The sequence below is a fragment of the Chitinophaga sp. 10T418 genome, from assembly GCF_056394125.1.
On the sequence record NZ_JBFTHG010000007.1, the window covers coordinates 326,592 to 348,763 of the forward strand.

Consider the following 22,172-nt stretch of genomic DNA (forward strand, 5'->3'; position numbering starts at 1 on the left):
TTAAAATGCTGCTTGTTCAATTGAATGTAACCTTCAGCTGATTGCCTCCAGACTTAACATCTTCTCATAAACAACATCCAGCTGTTGATGTATAAATGTAGCTGTAAAGGCCGCCGGCAGCATTTTTCCAGACGCTTTATCATCTTGAGTAAGCACCTGCTTTAAATGATGCAACAAATAGTTCGTGTTATTATTATCGTTTGTGATCGGTTTTAACACTTCCATATTTACCAGCTCATTAAACCAGCAGTTATCATCCGGCGCCTCATCATAAATAAACCGGATCCCGTTTTGCAATAATTGTATGATGTAAAGAAAGTTACCTTCCGTCAGCGGTGGCATGACAACTCCATTTGCGGCGGCATATAATTCCATTACATCTTCCTCTGCCAGGCTACTGACAAAAGTTATACTGCTCCATATATGCTTCTCTATGAATGCCGGATATAACATGATATCCGACTCATGGAGAATAAATAACCTCGCCTTCGGTATCTCCCTCTTTAAAGCGGTAAATGCGTGAATAAGGGAGGGCATATCATATTCCTCTCCGGCTATTTGCTTATTAAACACAAATACAGCCTCTTCAGCGGTAAGCCCCCAGGCGTCTCGAAATGCAGTATGCTGCTCCGGAAGAATCGTTGTTTTATTGATAGGAGAGATAACATTATATATGACGGATACCTTTTCCATAATATGAGTATGCACCAACAGCAACTGTTCCCGGGCGACCTGACTTGTACAAAGTATGCTATCCGCAGCGTTTATCATGGCCTGCTGCATGGCATTGTTGGTTAATATAGCGCCATCACATCCGCATGTAATAATAGCATTCAATGTTGTTTTAACACTTTGTGCAAGGTAACCCCAATTGCAATTTTCAAAATGAAAAAGAAGGTTGCTCTTTCCAATGAAACGTTGTTCCAGCAGATCAGCAATCCGCAGAGAGTATTTTTTAAATTCCGGTGTTGGTATGTTTGCCAGGTATTTTATTGCAAACGGAAAAGGAATATAAATATATACTTCGCCATTTATCTCTAGTTCTTTATACTCCGCATATTTATTACTGCCGATATATATATTGTAAGATAAGTACTCACCGTTTTTCCATGATGAAGTAAGGAGATGATCTAATACTGATGGCCCCGCAGTGGTGGTGTCAAATATTTTAACAATGTGTAGCATATAGCGCTGATTATCTTAACTGATTAACAAACATTCATCCCAACAGCAGGTTTCTTCATCAATACCTGATAAAAGAACCAGGCCAATGCCCGCCAAACCTTCTGCTATACCCATGTACTTATCGCTTTCTTTTGCAATAGCAGCGTATGACAGACCAATTAAATGATCGGTGATTTCGTCATAAACACGCTCAAATGCCGGTTCCTGCATTTCCAGGTAAGCACGTCTGTACACCTGTGCTATAAAAATAGTTTTCTGCAGATAGATGATATTCTTAAATGCAGCACCTACCAGCGGCAGATAGTTATCAATAGCCGACAACAAATGTTGTCTGGCGGTATCTTTCCAACTCTCATTGCCTGTATATTTCCAGGCATTCCAGCAAGACCTGCATAATTCTACCTGTATATTGAAATACATAAATGCATCGTGCATATTGCCTGGAATATTTTGTTCCATAGCGGTAATAGCAGCAGGAATACATGCTACCATTCTCTCCAGCGAACGCTTTGTAACAACAGGATAGATGTCATACTGCAGGCTCCTGGCCAGAACGGTCACTACTTTTGCATGATGGCAGGTCTCTATATTCTTCTCGGTAGGGGTATACTTTTTATCGGCAATAAATTTGGCAAGGGCATTATTATCTTCACTGAATTTTCTCAGGAAAATTCTTTCCAGCCGGTCTATCATACCAATATACACCTCATACCGTATAATTTTATCCAGGTCCTCGGCATTGTATCCTTCACGATCAATACGGTTTTGCAGGTACAGTACATGTCCTGTTAAGCCCTCAGAAAATCCCCAGCTCAACTCATAATTCCAGGAATACACCGCTTCGTCTATATCGCTTAATACCGCCAGGGAAGAATCATTCAGACGTATTAAATTATGCCGCAACAGGTATTCTATCGTCCATGCTATTCCAGGTAGTCCGGATCCAAACCCCTTACCTGATTTAAAATTCATGGTACTAAACACCTCCTGTAGCAGATCTTCCCCAAAGGAATCGTATGTTTTCACCTGCTTATACCTCGCATAATGCAGCATAAAAAATGATATGCCTGTTTTACCAACGTTTAAGCTAATGCTTTTTGTAAACCCGCCATTTAACAACAAATATCTGGCAATCCTGTCCAGATGCTCTTCCCGTGTTTGCTTGGCTTCACTTGTTGCTATTGTATTCATAATGAATTTATTCTTTTAAATGTATCGTAAGGCAGGCGGTTGATAACCTTCACTCTTCATTTCATGAATATACTCCTGCAAGGTCGCCGGGGACATATTACATATCTTCAAAAACTCATGCCTGTTGCTCAACTCCAACTGGCTATTATGAAAATTTGAATTCTCTTTCCTGATATGATGCAAATGATACAGTGGTCCGTCAATTCTCTTTATTTTTTCTCCGGCTATTTTAAACCGCTTATACCGCTCCTGGTCTTCCGGGCCCCAACCTACCAGGTTGATATTATCCATCCCTAATCGCTTAAAAGTGGCCAGGTTTACTACAAAAGCGCCCCCATAGCTATCCACAGGGGTTTCATAGAAGGAGTCTTTGTAATTATTAAGCACCCCAAAATCCAGTTGCCGGCGGAAAAGATTGCTGAAGTTATTATCAACGAAGTAGCAACCACCACTAAAAGGATATACCAGCGACATTCCTTTATGACGGAGATATTCTACTGCCCAGGATAGTTGATTGGGAGGTACTACAACATCTGTATCAAATATTGCAGCATAAGGAGTTTCACACATGTTCAACAATAAATTGTTATAATAAGTGCGATAGTAGATAGCACGCTCCTCATACTGGAAACTATACCTCATATAGGATGGTATAACATCTCTATTCACTTTGGGAGAATTATCAATTTCAAGGACCGTTACATTTGTTTCAAAATAGGTATCAATATACCGGAGGATAGTATGCAGATTATTCATTCTATCTGGTGAATCAATTCTTACCGGTATTAATATAGTAGTGTCTTTGAGAATTATTTTGGTAGATTTAATATAGCTATATATAGCTTCTACATATTTGACACTACAAGACGATTTATCAACATATCCAAATACTTCGAAGTGGGGTATTTTATGTTCGTAAGTGCCCTTGCAGAAATACTTTCTCGCCTGACCTCCAACTACCCCTGCATTATGAAATATCTTGCATTCATCCCATCTTTCAATATTATTGACAGGCCAGCAAAAGTCAAGTTCCCTGCTGATCTTTACCGGATTCCCTCTTAACAATCCATTCCACAATACAGCCCACATATCAGCACACCAGGCCTGAATACCAACATATACATCGGCCTCTTCTCCGGTTTCCTGCATATGGGATGTAGCACAGCTTTCATTCGTTTCCTCCAGCTGTGTAAATAACTTTTCCGCATCGTTCTCCACCTTATCCCAGAAGTAATAGTCTGTTCCTTTCAGTATATACTGTGCACCACCGGCATTTTCATCATTCGCCGTTACCAGATTCTTATCAATGCCTACAATACTGCACATACTATCCAATACTGTAGTGCCGTACTTCAGTATGTACTTCGTGTCCAGGTAACTTTTGGTGTCGGAAACATACCAGGTATTACCTGCTTCCATTTCCTGCATATCCGGCAGCTCACGGAAAATAATATCACAATCGTGGTAAAACAGGGTCTCCTGTTCCAACCACGGATTACTATTAAAATGCTGCTTAATGATATGCGGCCTTATTCCGGATACGTACCTGGGATTTGCCCTGTTATCCGGGTAAATGAAAAATTGAGCCAGGTCCTCCCTGGCCACCAGTGCTTTATATTCCACTCTTAGCCCAACACGTGGATCTACACCCAATAATATATGGATACAGGCCGGATCTATGCCTACCTGCTTAAAATTATGCAACATAACCTCTAACTGCCAGAGGAAAAACACGTCATCAGGTTGTGCGGAGAGAAATATCATAGATACATTTTATTACGGACTACATGGTTATTTTCCGGCACAAATCCGAATATAATTCGAGGCATTTCTTTGCCGGTACATATTGATCCGGATTATTTGCTACAAATAAATCAGCTTCTTCACAAAACAGTGGATAGTTACCTGCATAAAATGATTCAAAAAGGAGGATCGTTTGTTTTATTAGATGAGCATCGTCAGAATATGTTTGGTATTGTTTTGCCGCTGGCAAAATTATCTCTAATAGCCTGTTTACCTTTATCGTCAACTGGGGAGCCTTTAAGAACGCGATCATCACGTTCAATGTTTCAAACAATACCTGGCATATAAAAAGATATTTAAATACATCGTATTCTTCAGGATGCTGTGCCAGCGGAACGTTCAGGTCTGTTAATTTATCGGAATGTCCGCTCAGCAAATATGCAACTACTTCCGATGCAAGGCCAATAGCTTCATCTGTTTGTCCGTAGGCAAAATACATCCTTACCAGGTTATGATACTGTTGGATACGGCCAAACACCAGGTACTCAAACCCCTGCTGCTCCATTGCCTGCATATTAAGCATCACTTCATGCAGCATTTTTTCTGCGCTGTCTCTTTCCCCGGTTTTATATAAGTAATAGGCTTTTTTAGGTAGATATTCATTCTGTACTGCCTGCCAAAGCAAGGTGTCTTTGGCCAGTGACTGCTCATACCGCTCTCCCTGTTCAAAGTAATACTTTGCCAATACCATACTTCCGGACTTACTATAGTTAAGCCCTTTCATAAACCAGGAGTTTAGTGGATACAGCGTATGTTTATCCTCCGGCGTTAGCTTAGCTAACAATACATCATTAAAAAAAGCTTCCAGCCTCTCAGCGGCCTGCGTGAGAGAAGCACCTGTAGTTAAAAGCAGCATATGATAGTATTTAATCAGTATTATCTTCTATAGGATTTACACTTCTTGTGGACGCAAAGGAATGCCGGCTGTAGCCAGTATCCGCTCCTCTATATTGCTAACGGGATAAGTGGCAGCGAATTGCTCCTGCAGCGGTAATTGCTGGCGATAAGGATGCGGTGTTGTTTCCGATAAGTACGAGACTAGCTGTAATAATTCTTCTCCGTCCAGGTTTAAGTCGGTATTAATGATTTGTATACCAGCCTGCGATAATTTGTCCTGTTGCAACGCGGGCGCAAAACCAATTTGATAGGGCCGGGGCAACCATTTACATTTAATCTTGTAATCGGAAAGAAGATAGATTAATTCTTTTTCCTGCTCCTTCATCTCTGATGCGGGCTTATCAATGGCAAATTCAATCGTTACTTTCTTGTGTCTGGCGCTGGTAGCGATGACATAGATAAATGGTATTCTCCAGTTGTCCCAGCTTTTACCGGTTACCTTAAATATCATTTGCAGCTTCATGCCAGGGTGATGCGGACCTGTTAAAAGGTCTCTTTGGATGATTTCAATATCTGAAGTACAATGCTGTAGGTGATTGTATTTTTCTTCATTGAAAACAAAAAAGAGCCGGTTTACTGTCAATACCTGCAGGGGAGGGATCACCAGGTTATCATAGTCCCCGGTGTCATACAGCATATTTAACGTAAAGGTGAGCTTAACCGTTGATTTAATTTCCTTTAAGCGGGTATCCAGCAAAAGTAACCAATCCAGATCCAAAACAGGGTACTGAATGACCAACAACAGGCGGACAGTATATTTGAAACCCTTTATATTATTCGTTTTGATAGCAGCGAGGACATTGTCCAACTGAACCATCAACACATCGAGGAAACTATTATCGGGGGTTGCTTTTACCGGTACCAACAGCGTGGTGGAATTACCAGTTACATCTTCCAATGCCAATAAGTTGCGGGTTAACAGCGTTTCTTTTTCTTCTTCGGCTGCGGGTATCAGTATTTCGTTATCAAACAGTATAGTAAATAGCTTATCCGGAAGCAGGTTAAAGTTAGCGGTGTACAATATGTCCAGATAGCGATGACTTAACCGGATTGTTTTACCACTCCGGGTAGAGTAGAGCAAGCGATCGGCTGTTGGCTCCGATGCGAACTGCGGAATAGTCACATCTACGATATACCGGGAAAGTTTAAGTTCCATATGACGCAGGTTATGGTATTAAGCAATTTTTAATGCCTTTGAATTTAATGTCTCCAGGAATTTATTCAGCACCATCTCTTTCTTCAGATAATCCTTGAAATTATATACACAATAATCTTCGCCCTTATTTTCCAGCGCCACCTGAGAACATCCACCATTGCAGATAGGCATAATCGGGCAACTCAGGCAAGGCTTATTTTTAAACTTGATGTTCATGCGTTCCTCAAACTTCTCATTCCAGGTAATGCTTCCATCGTCATTCAGCAGTCCTTCCCTTGTTTCGCTGGAGAAATTACGGGCAGTACATTTATATACTTCTCCGTTATAATTAATGGTAGCATGATTTTTCTTATCTGCGTAACAGGAGTGCTTTACGTTATCAGGCGTTCCCCCATAAGCAGCATAAAATCCGGCACTGATAAAGTATTGTATCAGTTCAGTAACACGGTCGTTCAGGGTTTCATCCTCTACCTGCCATACTTTGTGAAGAGAAATAGAAATATTGCGGCGGAATTCTCTTGGCACCTGTTGCAGATCGTCAGCAATGCTTTCGAGGTTATCCAGGGTGTTTTTGGTATAGTTTATCCGTTGTGTTACATGGAAACCGGCAGTACACAAGGCGGCAACATTAGCTACTATTTCATCATAGGAGCCTCTTTTAGCGTTAACAAAGCGTACTTTATTGTGCGTGTCACGGTTACCATCCAGCGTAATCTGGAAGTCAGTTATATTGTACAACTTAAAACGCTCAATCATTGCAGGATTGATCAGAAATGCGTTGGTAGTGAACGATGTGCTGAATGCTACGCCATATTCCTGGCAAATTTTAGTGCCATAATCCAGTATAGGATCTATCACTTTGTCGAAAAACAACAGCGGTTCTCCGCCAAACCAATCTATATGGAAAAACTTTAACCCGGGTTTATTCTGCAAAACCGATACGATATGCTTCCGGATATTATCCAGGGTAAACTCCGACATTTTGGAGTCCTTGATATGGGATTCATAACAATACCAGCACTTGAAATTACAGTTCATGGTAGGGTTAATCACAAGGTGATAGGTACTTTCGTTCCCATCTACCCGGGCGCTCCAATCCTTTACTGCCTGTATTTCATCCAGTGTTTCCTCTACAATAAATCCTTTTGTTTGCAGTGCTTTATAAAACTGGGGGTGATAATTCGCCAGTTCTTCTATATTGGATGACGTTTTGCCGGCCTCCATCAGCTCCTGCAACATAGGATCTACCAACAGGAAATTATTACTGCGGGAATTATACAGAACAACCTTGTCCTTGTATCCTACGGCATTATTAAAACGGCTTAATTTCATATATCATCTCTTATCGGTCCGGAAATATAGGATAGGGAGTTACCCCTATCCTATTGTGTTTTGATTTGAAATTTACCAGATAAGGTTCTTCAGCATCCTCCTTTGTTATAACAATAGGTTTAATATATTGCATAAACGAACCAGGGAGTGAATGACGGTTCAGAAGGATGCTGAAAAACTGCGACCTGACTACTCAACGCTAGGAGTAGGATTAGTAGGTGCAGGTGCAGCAGTAGTAGTTTTACCACACTTGCTGATGTTGATACCACAAAGAACGTTTGTGTCTTCAAGTGAATCAGTTTCAGCGCCATCAACTTCAGCGAAACCGCCTTCGATCTGGCCTAATTCATTTTCTTGCAAAGGGGTTAAACCCAGGTCTTTTTTTTCTGTAGACATGTTAATTTGATTTTCAATTAAGGATTGTGCTTACTCTGATGAAGGGTTTTCAGCGTCCCTCTCTTGCTATAACAATAGGTTTAATATATTGCATAAGGGAACCAGGGGTGAATGACGGTTCAGAGGGATGCTGAAAAAATAACGACTGATTACTCAGCAGGAGGAGTGGTAGGAGGAGGAGTGGCAGTAGTAGTTTTACCACATTTGCTGATATTGATACCACAAAGAACGTTTGTATCGTCCAGTGACTCAGTTGCAGCGCCATCAACTTCAGCGAAGCCGCCTTCAATTTGCCCTAATTCGTTTTCTTTCAGAGGGGTTAAGCCCAGGTCTTTTTTTTCTGTAGACATGTTAATTTGATTTTCAATTAAGGTTTTAGTGCTTACTCTTACCAAGGGTTTTCAGCTTCCCCCTCTTGTTATAACAATGCGTTTATTAATACTTATTATCAAAGCTTCTTCAGGAGCTCGTGGAACATTTACTTATCACCCAACCGCTTCTTTTCATCACTGTTGCTACGATCCATCTCCTTTACAGTAAACGCTTTCCCAAGCTTAAAGCTATATATCAACTGTAGAGCGATGCTTTGTGTCTGATTTTTTTCCAGACCATTTTGAATGTAGTGTTGGTAGATCGTTTTTGTTCTGCTTCTTTCTGTGTTAAACACATCGTTCACATTGATTTTGGCTATGAGTTTATCTTTCATGAATGACTTCTGTAACCCCATGTCTATTCTATAAAACCCATCTACTGATATATTACCCTGCATCATGCTGGAATAATACAATCCATTCACACTTAATCTCAGATCAGCCGGCAATGTTATATCCTGAGCAGTTTGTACAAATACTACCGGCTTATTATACTGGAAGTCCTGGAACCTCATCTTCTCCTGTTTGAACACAAAAGTGTTGTACATGCTCCACCATTTAGCTACCTCCACTGGCGCATTCAATATAACAATGTAGTTATCCCGTATGTCCAGGTTTTCCGGCGCATAATATACTGATAGAGCATCTCCGGGGCGTGTATGTAAGATATTGAAGATGACATCGTTGGCTCTCTGATAGATAAAGGATAAGGAATAATCCTCGTGATGGACATATGTCAGCTGAAACGTACTGGCATATTGAGGCTTCAGATATGGATTCCCTTCCAGCGTAGTATAGTTATCCATATATATTACAAATGGATTCAGTTGAGTATAAGAAGGTCTGTCAATACCTCTTCTGAAAGAGAACTCAATACTATTCCCTGCTTTTGCATTCAGGGTTCTCTGCATAAACAGGCTAGGAAACAATCCCAGGTAACCCTTGTGGTTATCTCTGATAGTATCAGCTGTCAACAGATGCCCGTCTGTATTGGTATACTCCGCGCGTAATCCCACTTTGACATCCGTTTTAAAAACCTTGCCTGTATAGTTTAAGAACCCGGCATAGATATCTTCTTTGTACCGGTATTGATAGCTTTGGGTCAGATCCTTTGTCCAGGAAGCATTTTTAAAGTTTTCGAATTGTACATCATTATCAATCGAAGCCTTTACTAACCTGCCTCCCAAACTGATAGCGGCCGATTTTGATAATGGCTTTTCCAATTTCACATTGGCCGAATATACCTGAGAGTTAGCCGGTATCGTATTACGATATAAGGTATCTCCAAATTTTCCGTTTACTTCATCATAATAATTGGAAGTTGCACTATTCTTTTTGGTAGAAGTATTCCAGGTATAGTCTGTTGTAAAGGTCAGTGCCGTGCCCAGTGAGTCTAACTTTATACGATAATTATAACCAAGATTGTTATATGATGCATCCTGATTCTGAGGGAATATACCATTCAATACAATGTCTTTGGCGCCAGTCCCTCCGAGGGTAGTAGTCGTTTGATAGGGCGACTTATCCTTCCAGGTGGAATTAGAATATTCAATTCCCATGTACTGGTTCTTATTAACATCGTAGATTCCACCCACTCTTAACCTGCGACCGGCATAAGTATCTTTTCTGAATGAACTTTCTTTATAATTAAATTCTCCTTTTTCATTTGTTCTGGTGGTCCAGTCACTTCCGTATCCGTTATCCCAGTTCATACTGTAGCTGCCGAACAGGGTCACCTTTTTCTGTTTATAGTTCAACAATGCACTTTCACTTGTTCCTGCATACCTTCCCTGCACATAGCTACTGCTGATGGAACCATTCAATCCGTCTTTTCGTTGCTTTTTATACACGATATTGATGAGACCTCCTGCTGATGCTGAATATTCCGCCGGTGGATTAGCAATTATTTCTATGGTGGCTATTTCTTCTGCTCTCAGTGTTGTAAGAAAATTAATCAATTCAGCACCGCCCATATTCAACATCCTTCCATTCAGCATTACCCTGGCATGTGTGATGCCGTTGATACTGATGTTACCATTTAGTACAGATACGCCTGGAGCCAGTTTAAATAACTCCAGTGAAGATTTACCTGCTGTCAGCGGATTATTCTGCACATTCAACACCACTCTGTCTACTTTGCGGGTAATTAAAGGAGGATTACCTACTACTGTTACTTCTTTTAAGTTATCAGACTTGATATTAAGTGTGATACGACCCATGTCAGCATTTGTAAAAGAAGCAATGTTTACGCTGTACAAATCATAATTCAGTTGAAATACTTTCAACACATAAGCTTCACTTGCTTTTGCTTCCAGTTTAAATGCGCCTTTCTCATCAGAGGTAGTTTGCGCTACTGGTTTATTAGTATTTTGAGAAAGCAATACAACAGAGGCAAATTGTATTGGCGCATTGGTTTTATCTACAACCCAACCGGTGATGGCTGCATTTTGTGCATTGGCAGCAACCGTAGTGATAAGCGTTATAAGGATTGTAGTTAACCATTTCATAGTCCAGTGTGTTTTTATTTACAGTGAAACGAAGCGTCTATTTGTATGTCTCATTGCTTATTTCAAAGTTGTTATTTCTACTTTTGTTTTCTGAAATTATTAGACCAAATCCTGAGGCGACACGATGAAATCAAAAATTCATCAACTTTTTAATTTCCCAATTCCAGTTGATTCTTAATTAACTCATAATAATGACCGCGCAGATTCACCAGATCATGATGTGATCCCTGCTCTATTATCTCTCCTTTATGCAATACAATTATATTGTCAGCATTCCTAACTGTACTTAGTCTATGAGCTACCACCACTACCGTCTTTCCTTTACAGAACTCATTCAACTGCTGGATAATCATTTTTTCATTATTGGCATCCAGTGCGCTTGTAGCTTCATCCAGGAAGATATATTCAGGGTTCTTATATACTACTCTTGCGATGAGTATACGTTGTTTTTGCCCTCCGCTGATCCCTTTACCTTCGGCACCTATCTTAGTATTAAGGCCCAATGGCAGGTCGTTTACAAACTGCGTTAGGTTGGCAACCGCTAATGCATGTTCCAGTCGGGCTATATCAGGCTGTTCATCGCCCATAATAATGTTGCCTGCAATCGTGTCAGAAAAAATAAATCCTTCCTGCATTACAATACCGCACTGCCTGCGCCAGAATTTAGGGCTGATGCCGCGGAAGTCGGTGCTACCACCTATTTGCATAGTACCTTCCACCGGCGGGTACATTTTTAATAACAACTTCAACAGGGTTGTTTTACCACTGCCGCTGGCGCCTACAATGGCGGTGGTGTGTCCTTCTTCTATCGTAAAGCTGATATCTTTTAATATGAGCTGATTGCCGGCGCCGGGGTAAGCGAAAGACACTTCATTTAGTGCGATGCTCCTGGCAGAGGGCAGATGGTGCTGCTGGTGCATTTCAGGTACTTCTTCATCCTGCAGGGAATGGATCTGTCCCAATCGTTCCATGCTTATTTTGGCATCCTGTAATGTTTGTAAGAATCCTGCCATCTGCAGCACCGGTCCGTTCATCTGACCAACTATGAATTGCATCGCCATCATCTCACCTACGCTCACCCGCCCTTCCAGTACGGCTTTGGCAGCCAGGAAAACGATCAGGATATCTTTTGCCTGGTTAATAAATAAAGCGCCTAAAGACTGGTTCTGGTTAAGGGTGAGACTCTTTATATTCTGGTTAAACAGTTTGGCTTGCAGCCTTTCCCATTCCCATATTTTTTGCGTGCCGTTATCGTTCAGATTTATTTCGTGTATACCGTTTATTATCTGCAGGGTTTTGCTGTGATTTTGTGCGCGGGCTTCAAAGCGTTTAAAGTCAAGCTTTTTACGCTTGCGTAAAAATATCAGGAGCCAGCCTAGATAGAGCGCGCTACCAATAACAAACACGATGAAAATATCCAGGCTATAGTGCAGCATCAAACCACTGAATAATGCGAGCGTTATCAGGGAAAACAAAGTATTGATGGTATTACCTGTCAACAGGTTTTCGATGCGTTTATGATCTTCGATACGCTGCAGCAGGTCGCCGGTTAGTTTGGTATCAAAAAAAGATAACGGCAACCGCATCAGCTTATGCAAAAAATCGCTGAGCACCATAATATTGATACGACTGGTAATATGCAACAACACCCAACCCCGCAGCAAGTCAATAAAGAATTGGCCGGCACTCAGTAGTAGTTGTCCTATGAGCATGAGATAAATAAAGTGCACGCTCTTATTTTGTATGCCCACATCAATAATACCTTTCGTCAGAAAAGGAAATATTAACTGAATCACACTCGCAGCCACTAAGCCGATACCTATCTGCAGCAGCAGTTTTTTATAATGCCAGACATGGTCCCATAAGTACTGCATACCCATTCCCTTTACAGGAATATCATCTTCCTGCTGGTAAAAGGTAGGAGTAGGGTTCAGGTGGAGAATAACGCCCATGGCTTTACTGCCCTGCCAGGCATAAGCCCAGTTTTCTATAAATTCTTCCTGCGAGTATTTTATCAGGCCACTGGCGGGATMAGACACATATACTTTGTTGCGGCTTACCTTATATACTACCACAAAATGGTTGCGGCGCCAATGCACAATGCAGGGGAGTACCGATTTGCCGGCAATGCTTTCAAAGGCAATCTTCCCACCCTGAGCTCTAATACCCAATGCCTCTGCGGCTCTGGAAATGCCCAGCAGGGACACACCGGTTTTACCGATGTCACTTAGCTTACGGATACGTTCTATATTAAGTACCTTACCGTAATGCTTACTTATGATCTGCAAACAGGTGGGACCGCAGTCCATCATATCATGCTGCTTATAATGCGGGAAAATGGCCATCCTGATAGTTATTTTTAGTTAAAATGGCGTAAACTCAGCTCGTTTACGGGGTCCTTTCATTGGCCGGGAATTGGTCTTTATAGTCGTTAAAGTGCTATCTAATGCGACTTTTGCGGTAAAAAAGTACAAAAAACACCATGCGCCCGGTTCCTATAGAGAAAAAAAATTTGCCGATAATTTTTTTTCCCTATTTTAGCTGCTAAGCACGAAAAATTTAGGTAACAGTGAAACATTATTCGACCAATACCAACTTCTACGAGACGTAACGCAATGGAGAGCACAACTGTAAGAGGTAACCCGATATTGAACTGGATAATTTCCGGGGAGTTTGAAAAGTTCTATACCCAAAAAGTCAGGCTGGCAGCACATGCAACCATGTGGCTGTTAATACTGATTTTACAGACTACGCTTGTTTACGTCAACTATAATGAATCTTTGGCCACCTGTTTGGCGTTTGGGGCAAGAAACATGCTGGGCATCATGTTCTTCTTCTACTTTATACTATATTTTGTAGTTCCATACTTTATTCTAAAAGGCCGGTTTATACTGGGAGTGATATGTTTTACCATACCCTTCTTTGTACATAGCCTGCTCAATTACCTTACTTGTCTGTTTATTCACAACAACCTGGTTGTCCATGACCCGGTAACCAAAGAAAGTGTTGAAACGATTGTAAACGAAGGGATATTCGGCGTATCCTTACTTCACCGTACACTCAAAGGCGCCTGGTTTTTTGCCTCTGCTGCCGCACCCAGCGCGGTCCTTAAACTGGTGCTGGACATTATCAGGGCTACTATCCGCAGATTAAACATGGAAAGAGATAAAGTAGACCTGGAACTTGACTTTCTGAAAGCCCAGCTCAACCCGCATTTCCTGTTTAATACCCTGAATAATATTTATACCCTTTCCCTGAAAGGCGATCAACAGGCATCTGGCTTAATACTCCATCTTTCTTCCATGATGCGCTACACCCTCTACGAATCTGATACACCACAAGTGCTGTTACAGAATGAAATAGATTTCATGAGGAACTATACAGAGCTGGAGCGTGTACGTTATGGTAAAAATGCCGATATCCGGTTTGAATGCAATGAACAGGAAATAAGTGATCAACAGATTGGCCCCCTTTTAATGTTTCCATTTGTGGAAAATGCTTTTAAATACGGACAAAGTAATGCACTCGGGAAATGTGAGATACTGATAAGTATTCAGGCAAAAGGCCCGCAAATAAAAATAGAGATCGGCAATAGCAAAAATGAAGAAACAATGGTAAAAAGCGATGTAGGAGGGATCGGACAATCCAACTCCCGCAAGCGCCTGGAACTACTTTACCCGGGGCGCCATACGCTCCATATCGAAGATACAACAGACTATTACAAAGTTATCCTCTCCTTAACACTTGCCAATTAAACCCAAATGGAACAGAAAATTAAATGTCTGGTTGTAGACGATGAGCCCATTGCCCGTGAATTAATGACCACCTATATTGCCAAAATCCCCCAGCTGGAACTGGTACAGGCCTGCGAAAGTGCTTTTGAGGCATCCGATGTATTACAGCAACAGCCCATAGATCTGCTGTTTTCCGATATCCAGATGCCCATTATTAACGGCGTGGAAATGATACGCTCCCTTCATTTTGCTCCCCTGGTCATCTTTACTACGGCAAGTCCTAACTATGCACTAGAAAGCTTTGAGCTGGATGTGGTGGATTACCTGATGAAGCCTTTTTCTTTTGACCGCTTTTTGAAAGCGCTCAATAAAGCGAAAATCCTGCTGCAACAGAAAAAACAACTTCCTGCTAAAGAGACCGTACCCAGTACCTATATGTTCATTAAAGATGGACAGAAGCTGTGCAAGCTGGTGTTTAATGATATCTACTATGTGGAAGGAATGAAAGACTATATAAAAATTGTGACCGCGCAAAAGACATATATCATCTACCAGCGCATGAAATATATGGAAAGCGTGCTTCCTACCAGCCTGTTTACACGAGCGCACAAATCCTATATTGTACAATTAAATGCGATTAAAAACATAATGGGTAACACAGCCGAATTATTGAATAATCATTCTATCATTATCTCCAAACAATACAAACAGGAGCTGAATAAGCGGCTGGGAATAGCCCAGGATAGCGCGGATGAGGAGTAATAAACTGCCGGCAATTACTAAAAGTGACCTATTAATTTGAATTGGTCGTGTCAGTTCCCCCTTTTATCTAAAAAAAACGCGTCTCTGTTTCTACTATTGCATTTTTGTATGGTAAACTAAAACCCATTAATCCATACAAATATGAAACATCCAGCATCTCCCCTGCACCACGTGAAACTCAGCCTCGATAAAGAAATCGTGGCAAAAACAGACATGAGCACTGTTAATAACCTGAGCATTACCAAAATGATGAACTCAGGGAGCGATACCACCAATACCCATGATACCATCTTCACTACCATAAACGGTCTTACACTATCCCTTTCCGTTGCTCACTAAACCAGGTTTATTGATATGTCTTACAGATGCGCCATAGTAGACGATGAACCCCTGGCTGTGGAGTTGCTCAGTAACTATCTGGGCAGCATAGATAGGGTAGAGCTGATCATGTCTACAGATAAACTGCAAGGCGTAGAGCAACTAATATTGGAGAATAAGATTGATTTAATCCTATTGGATGTGAATATAAAGGGGGTTAAGAGAGACAGCATTAACCTGCTGCTTAGAACAAAAAATTGTCATTTTATTATTGTTACGGCCTATCCCTTATCACATATAAAAGATATAGCAATAGGCCCTAACCATGGATACCTGATCAAGCCCGTAAGCTTCACCAGATTCCAACAGGAAGTGCAAAAAATACTGGGGCTATAGGTGTAAATATTAACCAAAATGTGCTTTTTGTCGTGTTAAGAACAATACTTATCGAAAAAAAACACGTAAACGTACAATAGTAAGCACTTTGCACATAGCTCAAAGTTCATGGCAAATAATATAACCATTAACATTAAAAAATGAATAGTATGCTGAAGCAACTTTTTAGCCATCCCGAAAGGATACCCCACATGACAGACATTCCGGCCACGGGAGGATTCATTCCTTTCAGCGAAGCTGAAATGGCCGCTGTATTGGGAGGTGGCGAAGAAACAAGGCCATATATTACTATGCAATTGGGTATGGAAGACAGCAGTACCCAAAAGCCCGGCGAGCAGTAATAAGCTATCGGGGCAGATGGAAGGGTAGATTGATAAAAGCTAAAGATATGTACGACAACAAACCTCATAACCAGTTGAAAGCGTTTGATTTTTATCTATTAAGGGTGCCGTTGTTGCCATATAGTACGCTGTTATCATTACATACCAATTACAGGAACGATACACACGAGTTAACTGCAGCCATAAAAAAACACTTTGCAGATCCTTTGTTGCAGGAGGCCATTTATCTGGCCAGTCCCGACTTGTATACAACACTGCAGCAATGGCTGCTTGGCACGATTCCCCTTCGTCCTCAAAAGGAGCATAAGTTAGCACTCACCCTCTATAAATATCTTGTAAGAATGTGCACCCGTTGCACACCTTATGGCTTATTTGCGGGATGTACACCTGGTACTATCAGCCAGGAGCCCACCCATATTACACTGGCAGCTGATCCTCATCACAAAGTAACCCGTCTGGATATGCATTATTTGTCGGCATTGGCAGATGAGCTGTTACAGGATGAAACCATCAGCACACAGTTGCAATACCAATCCAACACCAGCTTATATCTTACCGGAGCTACCTACCGGTACTACGAATACAAGTTACAAGATAAGAAGAGACATTATTTTCTCAGCACTTTCTCCCATACACCTTACCTGGAACAAATTATTGCTACCGCCAGTAAAGGAGCCAGTTTGCATCAGCTGATACAAGTGCTCACCAATATGTCAATCCCCGCAGCAGATGCGGCGGATTTTATAACAGCACTCATTCAAAATCAGATACTGGTATCCCTGTGGCAACCTACCATTACAGGCCCTGATTATTTCAGGACATTATCTTCCCAATTGGAAGCAGGTAGCGGGGAAACGGGGCTTACACTACTGCTGAAACAAATACAATACTTATTGGACCAGCCAGGCATCGGTACCCCGCATTATGCCGGAATCCGTGATATCCTGCAAAAGCAATTTCCTGTCATAACCGGCAAAGATGCGGTACAGGTAGATCTTTTCTATAAAACCACGGCCAATAACATTTCAGCCAAAACAATTGCTACCATTACCGGTCATCTGCAACAACTAACGGTATTAAATCAGGCTGCCATCCCCCCTGATCTGCAAAACTTCTGCAAAAAATTCTATCAGCGCTACGAAGAAAGAGAAATGCCGCTTATGACGGTATTAGACAGTGAAAGTGGTATAGGCTATGGCATGATTGCAGGCGATAAAACCTGCTATACCCCTTTGGTAGACGACCTGGTGGTACCTGGCGATACGCCCGCGGCCCAAATAGTATGGAATGTTTATAATAAACTGGTACTTGAAAAGTTTACGCTTGCCCAGAAAGAAAATGCTTACGCCATTGAAATAACGGATGCAGATCTTCAAAAAATAACCCCGGCGGGTCATACTGCCAACGTACCTGCAACCGCCTGCTTAATGGGTACGCTCCTGGCAACAGACAATGAACAACTCAACGAAGGCAATTTTCAGTTTATCATGAAGTCATGCGGTGGCCCCGGCGCATTAGCCTTAATGGGCCGCTTTGCAGCCGGAAACAGTGAATTGGCCCAACAGATGAAAGCATGCGTCGACTATGAACAAAGCCTATTTCCAGATAAAATAATTGCGGAAGTAATACATCTGCCTGAAGGCCGTACCGGTAACGTATTACTAAGACCACAACTGTATGACTACGAAATTCCTTTCCTCGGAACTGCCAGTGTGGATGAAAAATACCAGCTATCGGTAAGTGATTTGTATGTGACCGTGAAAAATAATACGGTCATACTGCGTTCCAAAAGTCTCAACAAGGAAATTATACCTCGGCTTACCAGCGCGCATAATTATACGCAAAGCCTGTCTATCTATAAGTTCTTATGTGATCTGCAAAATCAATACGCTCCATTCAATATAACATGGGATTGGAACATATTTCTGAATACCCCTTTTCTTCCACGTATCAGCTACAAACAACTGATTTTGAAACGGGCACGATGGCTGTTGTTCTCAAATGAATTTAATGATCTGCTGGCCACTGCGCCGGCTGCGGACTGTTTGAAGCAACTGCTGACAAAGTATAATCTGCCTGAAAAAGTAGTAATGGCAGAAGGCGACAATGAATTATTCCTGGATCTTTCCTGCGAATATGCACAGGAACTGCTAACAGATAAGCTGCATAAAGACAATGTAGTTTTGTATGAATCGCTGGTAAATGAAAACAATAACCTGGTAGTGGGCCCGTGGGGCAACCACTGCAATGAAATGGTGATCCCGTTCTCTCATACCAGCCATGAAATCCCCTTAACGGCATATAAAACACATCAGACTGTCACCGCATCCCGATCTTTTGCGACAGGCAGCGAATGGCTGTATGCCAAAATATATTGCGGTGCAAAGTGGATGGATAAATTACTGACAAAAGAGTTGCTACCGCTGTTGACGGAGTTAAAACAGGAAAAAATCATTACGCAATGGTTTTATATCCGGTACCAGGATCCGGATAGTCACCTGCGGATACGCTTTAGAAACACCACAGATCCTGCATTCAGTCAACATGTAATCAGCAGACTACATCAAATTTTTGAAGACTATATAGCAAATGATATTGTACATAAGATACAGTTCGATACCTATGTACGGGAAATAGAACGATATGGGAAGGTGAATATTGAACTGAGTGAACAATTCTTTTTTCACGACAGCGAAGCCGTTATACAATTGCTGCCAATCATTCAATCAAGTGGAAATGAACAGCATCGCTGGCTGTTTGCGCTGAAAGGAGTGGACTGCCTGTTAAATGATTTTGGCTATACAACAGCACAAAAATTACACTTATTACAACAGCTTCAACAGAATTTCTTCCGGGAGTTTAATGGTGATGGATCACTCCTGTACCAGTTGAATAATAAATACCGGGACAACAGTAAAGCGATTGACAAACTGCTGGCCGAATCATTGCTGATACCTGCAGCGGTGATTGATATATTCCATGCAAGATCCATTCCCATTAAGGCTATCAGCCAGCATAACCATCCGTCGAATGAACAGCAAAAGGCCACCACGGAAGCATTAAGACATTTAGTACCGGATTATATACATCTGTTCCTTAACAGGCTATTCGTAGCTAACCAGCGGCTACACGAACTCGTGATATATCATTACCTGATGAAACATTATACTTCTGTATTGGCAAGAAATAAAACAAAAACAACAAATAACCTGCTATCATGATAGACAATCATACTTATCAGCATTCTTTTGAAGTACAGGAAATAATAGGGAAAGCTCCTGCGTGGATGGTGCGTTGGGGAATTCTTGCTTTTGCTATTACAATGTGTTTATTGCTGATATTAAGTATGTTCATCGTTTATCCGGTTACGGCCCAATACCCGGTACATATTTCATTGGATACCCCACCACAGTATATCATACAATCCGGAAATGAAAAGATTTCATTTCAGCAATCTACCGGACCCATAACAGGAAATGGAACTATTGCTGTTGCATCGGCAGACAGTGGCCAGTCACGTATTATTACGGCTGCCTATACCGGCACTATTGTGCCCATTAAATCTGTAAAACGTGAAGGAACTAATACTCCAGACACCCTGGCGATTCTTATTCCTAAGCAAACCAGCTATACATTCAATGGCAACTTACCTGCTAGGTTGATAAGCTCAGGTAAGCAACCTATAAAAGTAAAACTACTGGTGCAGGAGAACAATCTTACCAGCAATATCCTTACCCTGCAAGGCGATCTTACAGAAATAGCAGCTATTGCAATAAATGGCAGTTGTGCTTTTAGTGGTATACTGTCGCCTTCGTCCAACCGGCAGCTGGCGAACGATACTACGTTTACTCCCTCCTGTAAAGGCATGCTGGAAATAACGTTATCCGAAAAAAGTGTCTTCACCACATTCGTAGAAAAGACCTTCCGGTTATAATGATAAATTACCCCCGGATAGCATCATACATAAGCCGGCTTTGAAGAGTAGGCCTATATATGATACTATTAATATTTTCCGAATCGTGGTATTTATTTTTTTAAATTTTCCAACATCACGATGGCAGTATATAAAACGCCGGCTTCTCCTCTGAAAGTTCCCGAGCCTCTTGGTTTATTATCCACTGAATACCATTCGTAAAAGCCATTGTTGTCTTTTACACGTTTTACCATGGGCTGTATCTGTTCATATGCTGCTGTTGTAAATCCGTATTTAATCAATTGTTGTATCATCCTGGCTCCAAACCATGTCCAGTCGCCACCATTCTGGTAACTGTAAACCGGGTTCATAATCTTATTCTTAAAATAACCGTCCGGATAGGGAGGATAAAGGGTGAGGCCTATAGAAGGCGCGCCTGCCTGTTTCACTCTACTCACCATTTCGTCCAGGGATGCTTTGATCTCTGCCTTGTTTAACAATCCGGCTTCGATGGCAACGGCAGTTCCTCCGAAATAATAGATGTTGCGTTCATCAAAATCAGCAGGAAAAGGAGAGCCTTTCAAATAAATATGAGGAATGAATTTCTGTTGCTTGCTATCCCATAAATATTTTTTGCAGTTTGCTGCAACCTTGTTCTTTATCACATTCCACTGTTGTTTTGAGGAAGGCATTATTTCCATCAGGTTATTCAGTGCGATGACAAACATGGCATTATCATAGATATCAATCGCGGGATGTGTATTGGCATCCAGATCAACACCCCAGCCGGCTTCCGGTTGCACATCCCCCCAATCGGCTGTGGTAGCCCCTATAATTAATCCATATTGCTTGTTAAACCGGTGTTTCATCAGAAAGTCCATTGCCCACTCCAGTCTTTTCCCAACAGTTCTATCGCCAATCTTTTCATCCAGGATAGTTTTATCTCCTGTAAGCTGAATGTATTTATAGACCGCCTGCACCAGGGAGGTTTCCTGGTCGGTTTCTACCGTGTTTTTATGCCCGGCATAACGGGGTTCCAGTTTTGAGTAGGAAAAATCGGTTTCGCCTTTACCGATTTTTTCTGCCGGAGTAAAGCCATCGATAATATTTCCATCATCTCCCTGCATTCTAAAGAAAACAAGCAGGTTTTCTTTCAGCACTTCTTTTGGGTACACTTGTGCCGCCAGTTCAATAAATGTGTTGTAATCACGTATCCACACTTCGCGGTAGCCATCACCGGCATTGAACCCTGTTTTCATTACTTCCAGTGCCTTGTTTTTTGTAAAGGCGAAGTACTGATTGCTCTTTATTTCTTCCGTAAGTATTTTGTTGTTTGTTTCTTTTACCTGTGCGGTGGCAAGAAATCCAGGAAACAGCAACATCAGTGAATAGTACTTTCTCATTTATATGTCTATTAGTTTAATTAACAGATATCAATAAGGGTTAGCATACCCATCGGAACAATATAACTAACCTAAACAATTCTTCAAATGTATATACATATATACATATTGACAAAAATTATTCGCTTCCTGAGGAAATACTTACATTTTCATCAAAAAGACCTGAAAATAGTAACCTGCCAGCCTTATTCCATCTATATAACCATTAGAGCAGGCCATAGGGGGCAATTCTAAGCATATTCAAACAGCAGATCTCCCCGGCAAGGTATCAAGTAGCCACTGTAGCGCAAATACAAATAAATTCCGGATAAAATTGAAACCTGCAGGACATCACTATTTTTCATATAGCTAAATAACAATTTTGAGGAAGTATTTTGGAAATTATTAATTTAGCAATATGTTTGTACATATGGACATATTCCTATCACTGAATACCCATTGCATAGTTCTGCCTTTGTACTGGCAAA

Annotated in this window: 18 protein-coding genes; 7 read left to right on the plus strand and 11 right to left on the minus strand. The window is 41.3% G+C overall.

Annotated features, from left to right (window positions below; genetic code table 11):
- Positions 1–33: 33 nt before the first annotated feature.
- The 10 genes from AC1DCV_RS22155 to AC1DCV_RS22200 form a co-directional block, all read right to left on the minus strand.
- Positions 34–1,185 (minus strand): glycosyltransferase family protein, encoded by a 1,152-nt coding sequence (locus AC1DCV_RS22155; protein ID WP_477025197.1) that lies wholly within the window; start codon positions 1,183–1,185, stop codon positions 34–36.
- A 15-nt stretch (positions 1,186–1,200) separates the two neighbouring features.
- Complete coding sequence (locus AC1DCV_RS22160; protein WP_477025198.1) at positions 1,201–2,376, minus strand: glycoside hydrolase family protein; 1,176 nt, start codon at positions 2,374–2,376, stop codon at positions 1,201–1,203.
- Positions 2,377–2,391: 15 nt separating this feature from the next.
- Complete coding sequence (locus AC1DCV_RS22165; protein ID WP_477025199.1) at positions 2,392–4,140, minus strand: galactosyltransferase-related protein; 1,749 nt, start codon at positions 4,138–4,140, stop codon at positions 2,392–2,394.
- 19 nt (positions 4,141–4,159) lie between these two features.
- Positions 4,160–5,035, minus strand: a complete 876-nt coding sequence (locus tag AC1DCV_RS22170) for a hypothetical protein (RefSeq protein WP_477025200.1) — start codon at positions 5,033–5,035, stop codon at positions 4,160–4,162.
- Positions 5,036–5,071: 36 nt separating this feature from the next.
- Complete coding sequence (locus tag AC1DCV_RS22175; protein ID WP_477025201.1) at positions 5,072–6,232, minus strand: hypothetical protein; 1,161 nt, start codon at positions 6,230–6,232, stop codon at positions 5,072–5,074.
- 18 nt (positions 6,233–6,250) lie between these two features.
- Positions 6,251–7,564, minus strand: a complete 1,314-nt coding sequence (locus AC1DCV_RS22180; RefSeq protein ID WP_477025202.1) for a radical SAM protein — start codon at positions 7,562–7,564, stop codon at positions 6,251–6,253.
- Between the two features lie 189 nt (positions 7,565–7,753).
- Positions 7,754–7,960: a hypothetical protein gene (locus AC1DCV_RS22185; RefSeq protein ID WP_477025203.1), complete on the minus strand. Its 207-nt coding sequence runs from the start codon at positions 7,958–7,960 to the stop codon at positions 7,754–7,756.
- A 149-nt stretch (positions 7,961–8,109) separates the two neighbouring features.
- Entirely contained in the window at positions 8,110–8,310 is a 201-nt protein-coding gene (locus AC1DCV_RS22190) for a hypothetical protein (protein ID WP_477025204.1), read from the minus strand.
- Between the two features lie 128 nt (positions 8,311–8,438).
- Positions 8,439–10,838 (minus strand): outer membrane beta-barrel protein, encoded by a 2,400-nt coding sequence (locus tag AC1DCV_RS22195; protein WP_477025205.1) that lies wholly within the window; start codon positions 10,836–10,838, stop codon positions 8,439–8,441.
- A 149-nt stretch (positions 10,839–10,987) separates the two neighbouring features.
- Entirely contained in the window at positions 10,988–13,183 is a 2,196-nt protein-coding gene (locus tag AC1DCV_RS22200) for a peptidase domain-containing ABC transporter (protein WP_477025206.1), read from the minus strand.
- A gap of 270 nt (positions 13,184–13,453) precedes the next feature.
- On the opposite strand from AC1DCV_RS22200, the gene AC1DCV_RS22205 reads away from it, so the two are divergent.
- From AC1DCV_RS22205 to AC1DCV_RS22235, 7 genes are all read left to right on the plus strand, one after another.
- Positions 13,454–14,593: a sensor histidine kinase gene (locus AC1DCV_RS22205; protein WP_477025207.1), complete on the plus strand. Its 1,140-nt coding sequence runs from the start codon at positions 13,454–13,456 to the stop codon at positions 14,591–14,593.
- A gap of 6 nt (positions 14,594–14,599) precedes the next feature.
- A complete protein-coding gene (locus AC1DCV_RS22210) occupies positions 14,600–15,334 on the plus strand; it encodes a LytR/AlgR family response regulator transcription factor (RefSeq protein WP_477025208.1) in 735 nt (244 codons plus the stop codon).
- Positions 15,335–15,475: 141 nt separating this feature from the next.
- Positions 15,476–15,673, plus strand: a complete 198-nt coding sequence (locus AC1DCV_RS22215; RefSeq protein WP_441572908.1) for a hypothetical protein — start codon at positions 15,476–15,478, stop codon at positions 15,671–15,673.
- A 15-nt stretch (positions 15,674–15,688) separates the two neighbouring features.
- The gene (locus AC1DCV_RS22220; protein ID WP_441572907.1) at positions 15,689–16,048 is read left to right on the plus strand and encodes a LytR/AlgR family response regulator transcription factor; all 360 of its coding nucleotides are present in this window, start codon (positions 15,689–15,691) and stop codon (positions 16,046–16,048) included.
- Positions 16,049–16,197: 149 nt separating this feature from the next.
- Positions 16,198–16,389, plus strand: coding sequence for a hypothetical protein (locus tag AC1DCV_RS22225; protein ID WP_477025209.1), 192 nt, complete (start codon positions 16,198–16,200; stop codon positions 16,387–16,389).
- A 47-nt stretch (positions 16,390–16,436) separates the two neighbouring features.
- Complete coding sequence (locus tag AC1DCV_RS22230; RefSeq protein WP_477025210.1) at positions 16,437–19,610, plus strand: lantibiotic dehydratase; 3,174 nt, start codon at positions 16,437–16,439, stop codon at positions 19,608–19,610.
- Positions 19,607–20,323: a hypothetical protein gene (locus AC1DCV_RS22235; RefSeq protein ID WP_477025211.1), complete on the plus strand. Its 717-nt coding sequence runs from the start codon at positions 19,607–19,609 to the stop codon at positions 20,321–20,323. The genes AC1DCV_RS22230 and AC1DCV_RS22235 overlap by 4 nt, the downstream gene beginning before the upstream one ends.
- Positions 20,324–20,415: 92 nt before the next feature.
- Here AC1DCV_RS22235 and AC1DCV_RS22240 read toward each other — a convergent pair whose 3' ends face one another.
- Positions 20,416–21,705: a GH36-type glycosyl hydrolase domain-containing protein gene (locus AC1DCV_RS22240; protein ID WP_477025212.1), complete on the minus strand. Its 1,290-nt coding sequence runs from the start codon at positions 21,703–21,705 to the stop codon at positions 20,416–20,418.
- Positions 21,706–22,172 lie beyond the last annotated feature (467 nt).

Coding starts and splice junctions, on each gene's coding strand:
- AC1DCV_RS22155 (WP_477025197.1), bottom strand. CDS start 1,185: ATGCTACACATTGTTAAAATATTTGACACCACCACTGCGGGGCCATCA.
- AC1DCV_RS22160 (WP_477025198.1), bottom strand. CDS start 2,376: ATGAATACAATAGCAACAAGTGAAGCCAAGCAAACACGGGAAGAGCAT.
- AC1DCV_RS22165 (WP_477025199.1), bottom strand. CDS start 4,140: ATGATATTTCTCTCCGCACAACCTGATGACGTGTTTTTCCTCTGGCAG.
- AC1DCV_RS22170 (WP_477025200.1), bottom strand. CDS start 5,035: ATGCTGCTTTTAACTACAGGTGCTTCTCTCACGCAGGCCGCTGAGAGG.
- AC1DCV_RS22175 (WP_477025201.1), bottom strand. CDS start 6,232: ATGGAACTTAAACTTTCCCGGTATATCGTAGATGTGACTATTCCGCAG.
- AC1DCV_RS22180 (WP_477025202.1), bottom strand. CDS start 7,564: ATGAAATTAAGCCGTTTTAATAATGCCGTAGGATACAAGGACAAGGTT.
- AC1DCV_RS22185 (WP_477025203.1), bottom strand. CDS start 7,960: ATGTCTACAGAAAAAAAAGACCTGGGTTTAACCCCTTTGCAAGAAAAT.
- AC1DCV_RS22190 (WP_477025204.1), bottom strand. CDS start 8,310: ATGTCTACAGAAAAAAAAGACCTGGGCTTAACCCCTCTGAAAGAAAAC.
- AC1DCV_RS22195 (WP_477025205.1), bottom strand. CDS start 10,838: ATGAAATGGTTAACTACAATCCTTATAACGCTTATCACTACGGTTGCT.
- AC1DCV_RS22205 (WP_477025207.1), top strand. CDS start 13,454: ATGGAGAGCACAACTGTAAGAGGTAACCCGATATTGAACTGGATAATT.
- AC1DCV_RS22210 (WP_477025208.1), top strand. CDS start 14,600: ATGGAACAGAAAATTAAATGTCTGGTTGTAGACGATGAGCCCATTGCC.
- AC1DCV_RS22215 (WP_441572908.1), top strand. CDS start 15,476: ATGAAACATCCAGCATCTCCCCTGCACCACGTGAAACTCAGCCTCGAT.
- AC1DCV_RS22220 (WP_441572907.1), top strand. CDS start 15,689: ATGTCTTACAGATGCGCCATAGTAGACGATGAACCCCTGGCTGTGGAG.
- AC1DCV_RS22225 (WP_477025209.1), top strand. CDS start 16,198: ATGCTGAAGCAACTTTTTAGCCATCCCGAAAGGATACCCCACATGACA.
- AC1DCV_RS22230 (WP_477025210.1), top strand. CDS start 16,437: ATGTACGACAACAAACCTCATAACCAGTTGAAAGCGTTTGATTTTTAT.
- AC1DCV_RS22235 (WP_477025211.1), top strand. CDS start 19,607: ATGATAGACAATCATACTTATCAGCATTCTTTTGAAGTACAGGAAATA.
- AC1DCV_RS22240 (WP_477025212.1), bottom strand. CDS start 21,705: ATGAGAAAGTACTATTCACTGATGTTGCTGTTTCCTGGATTTCTTGCC.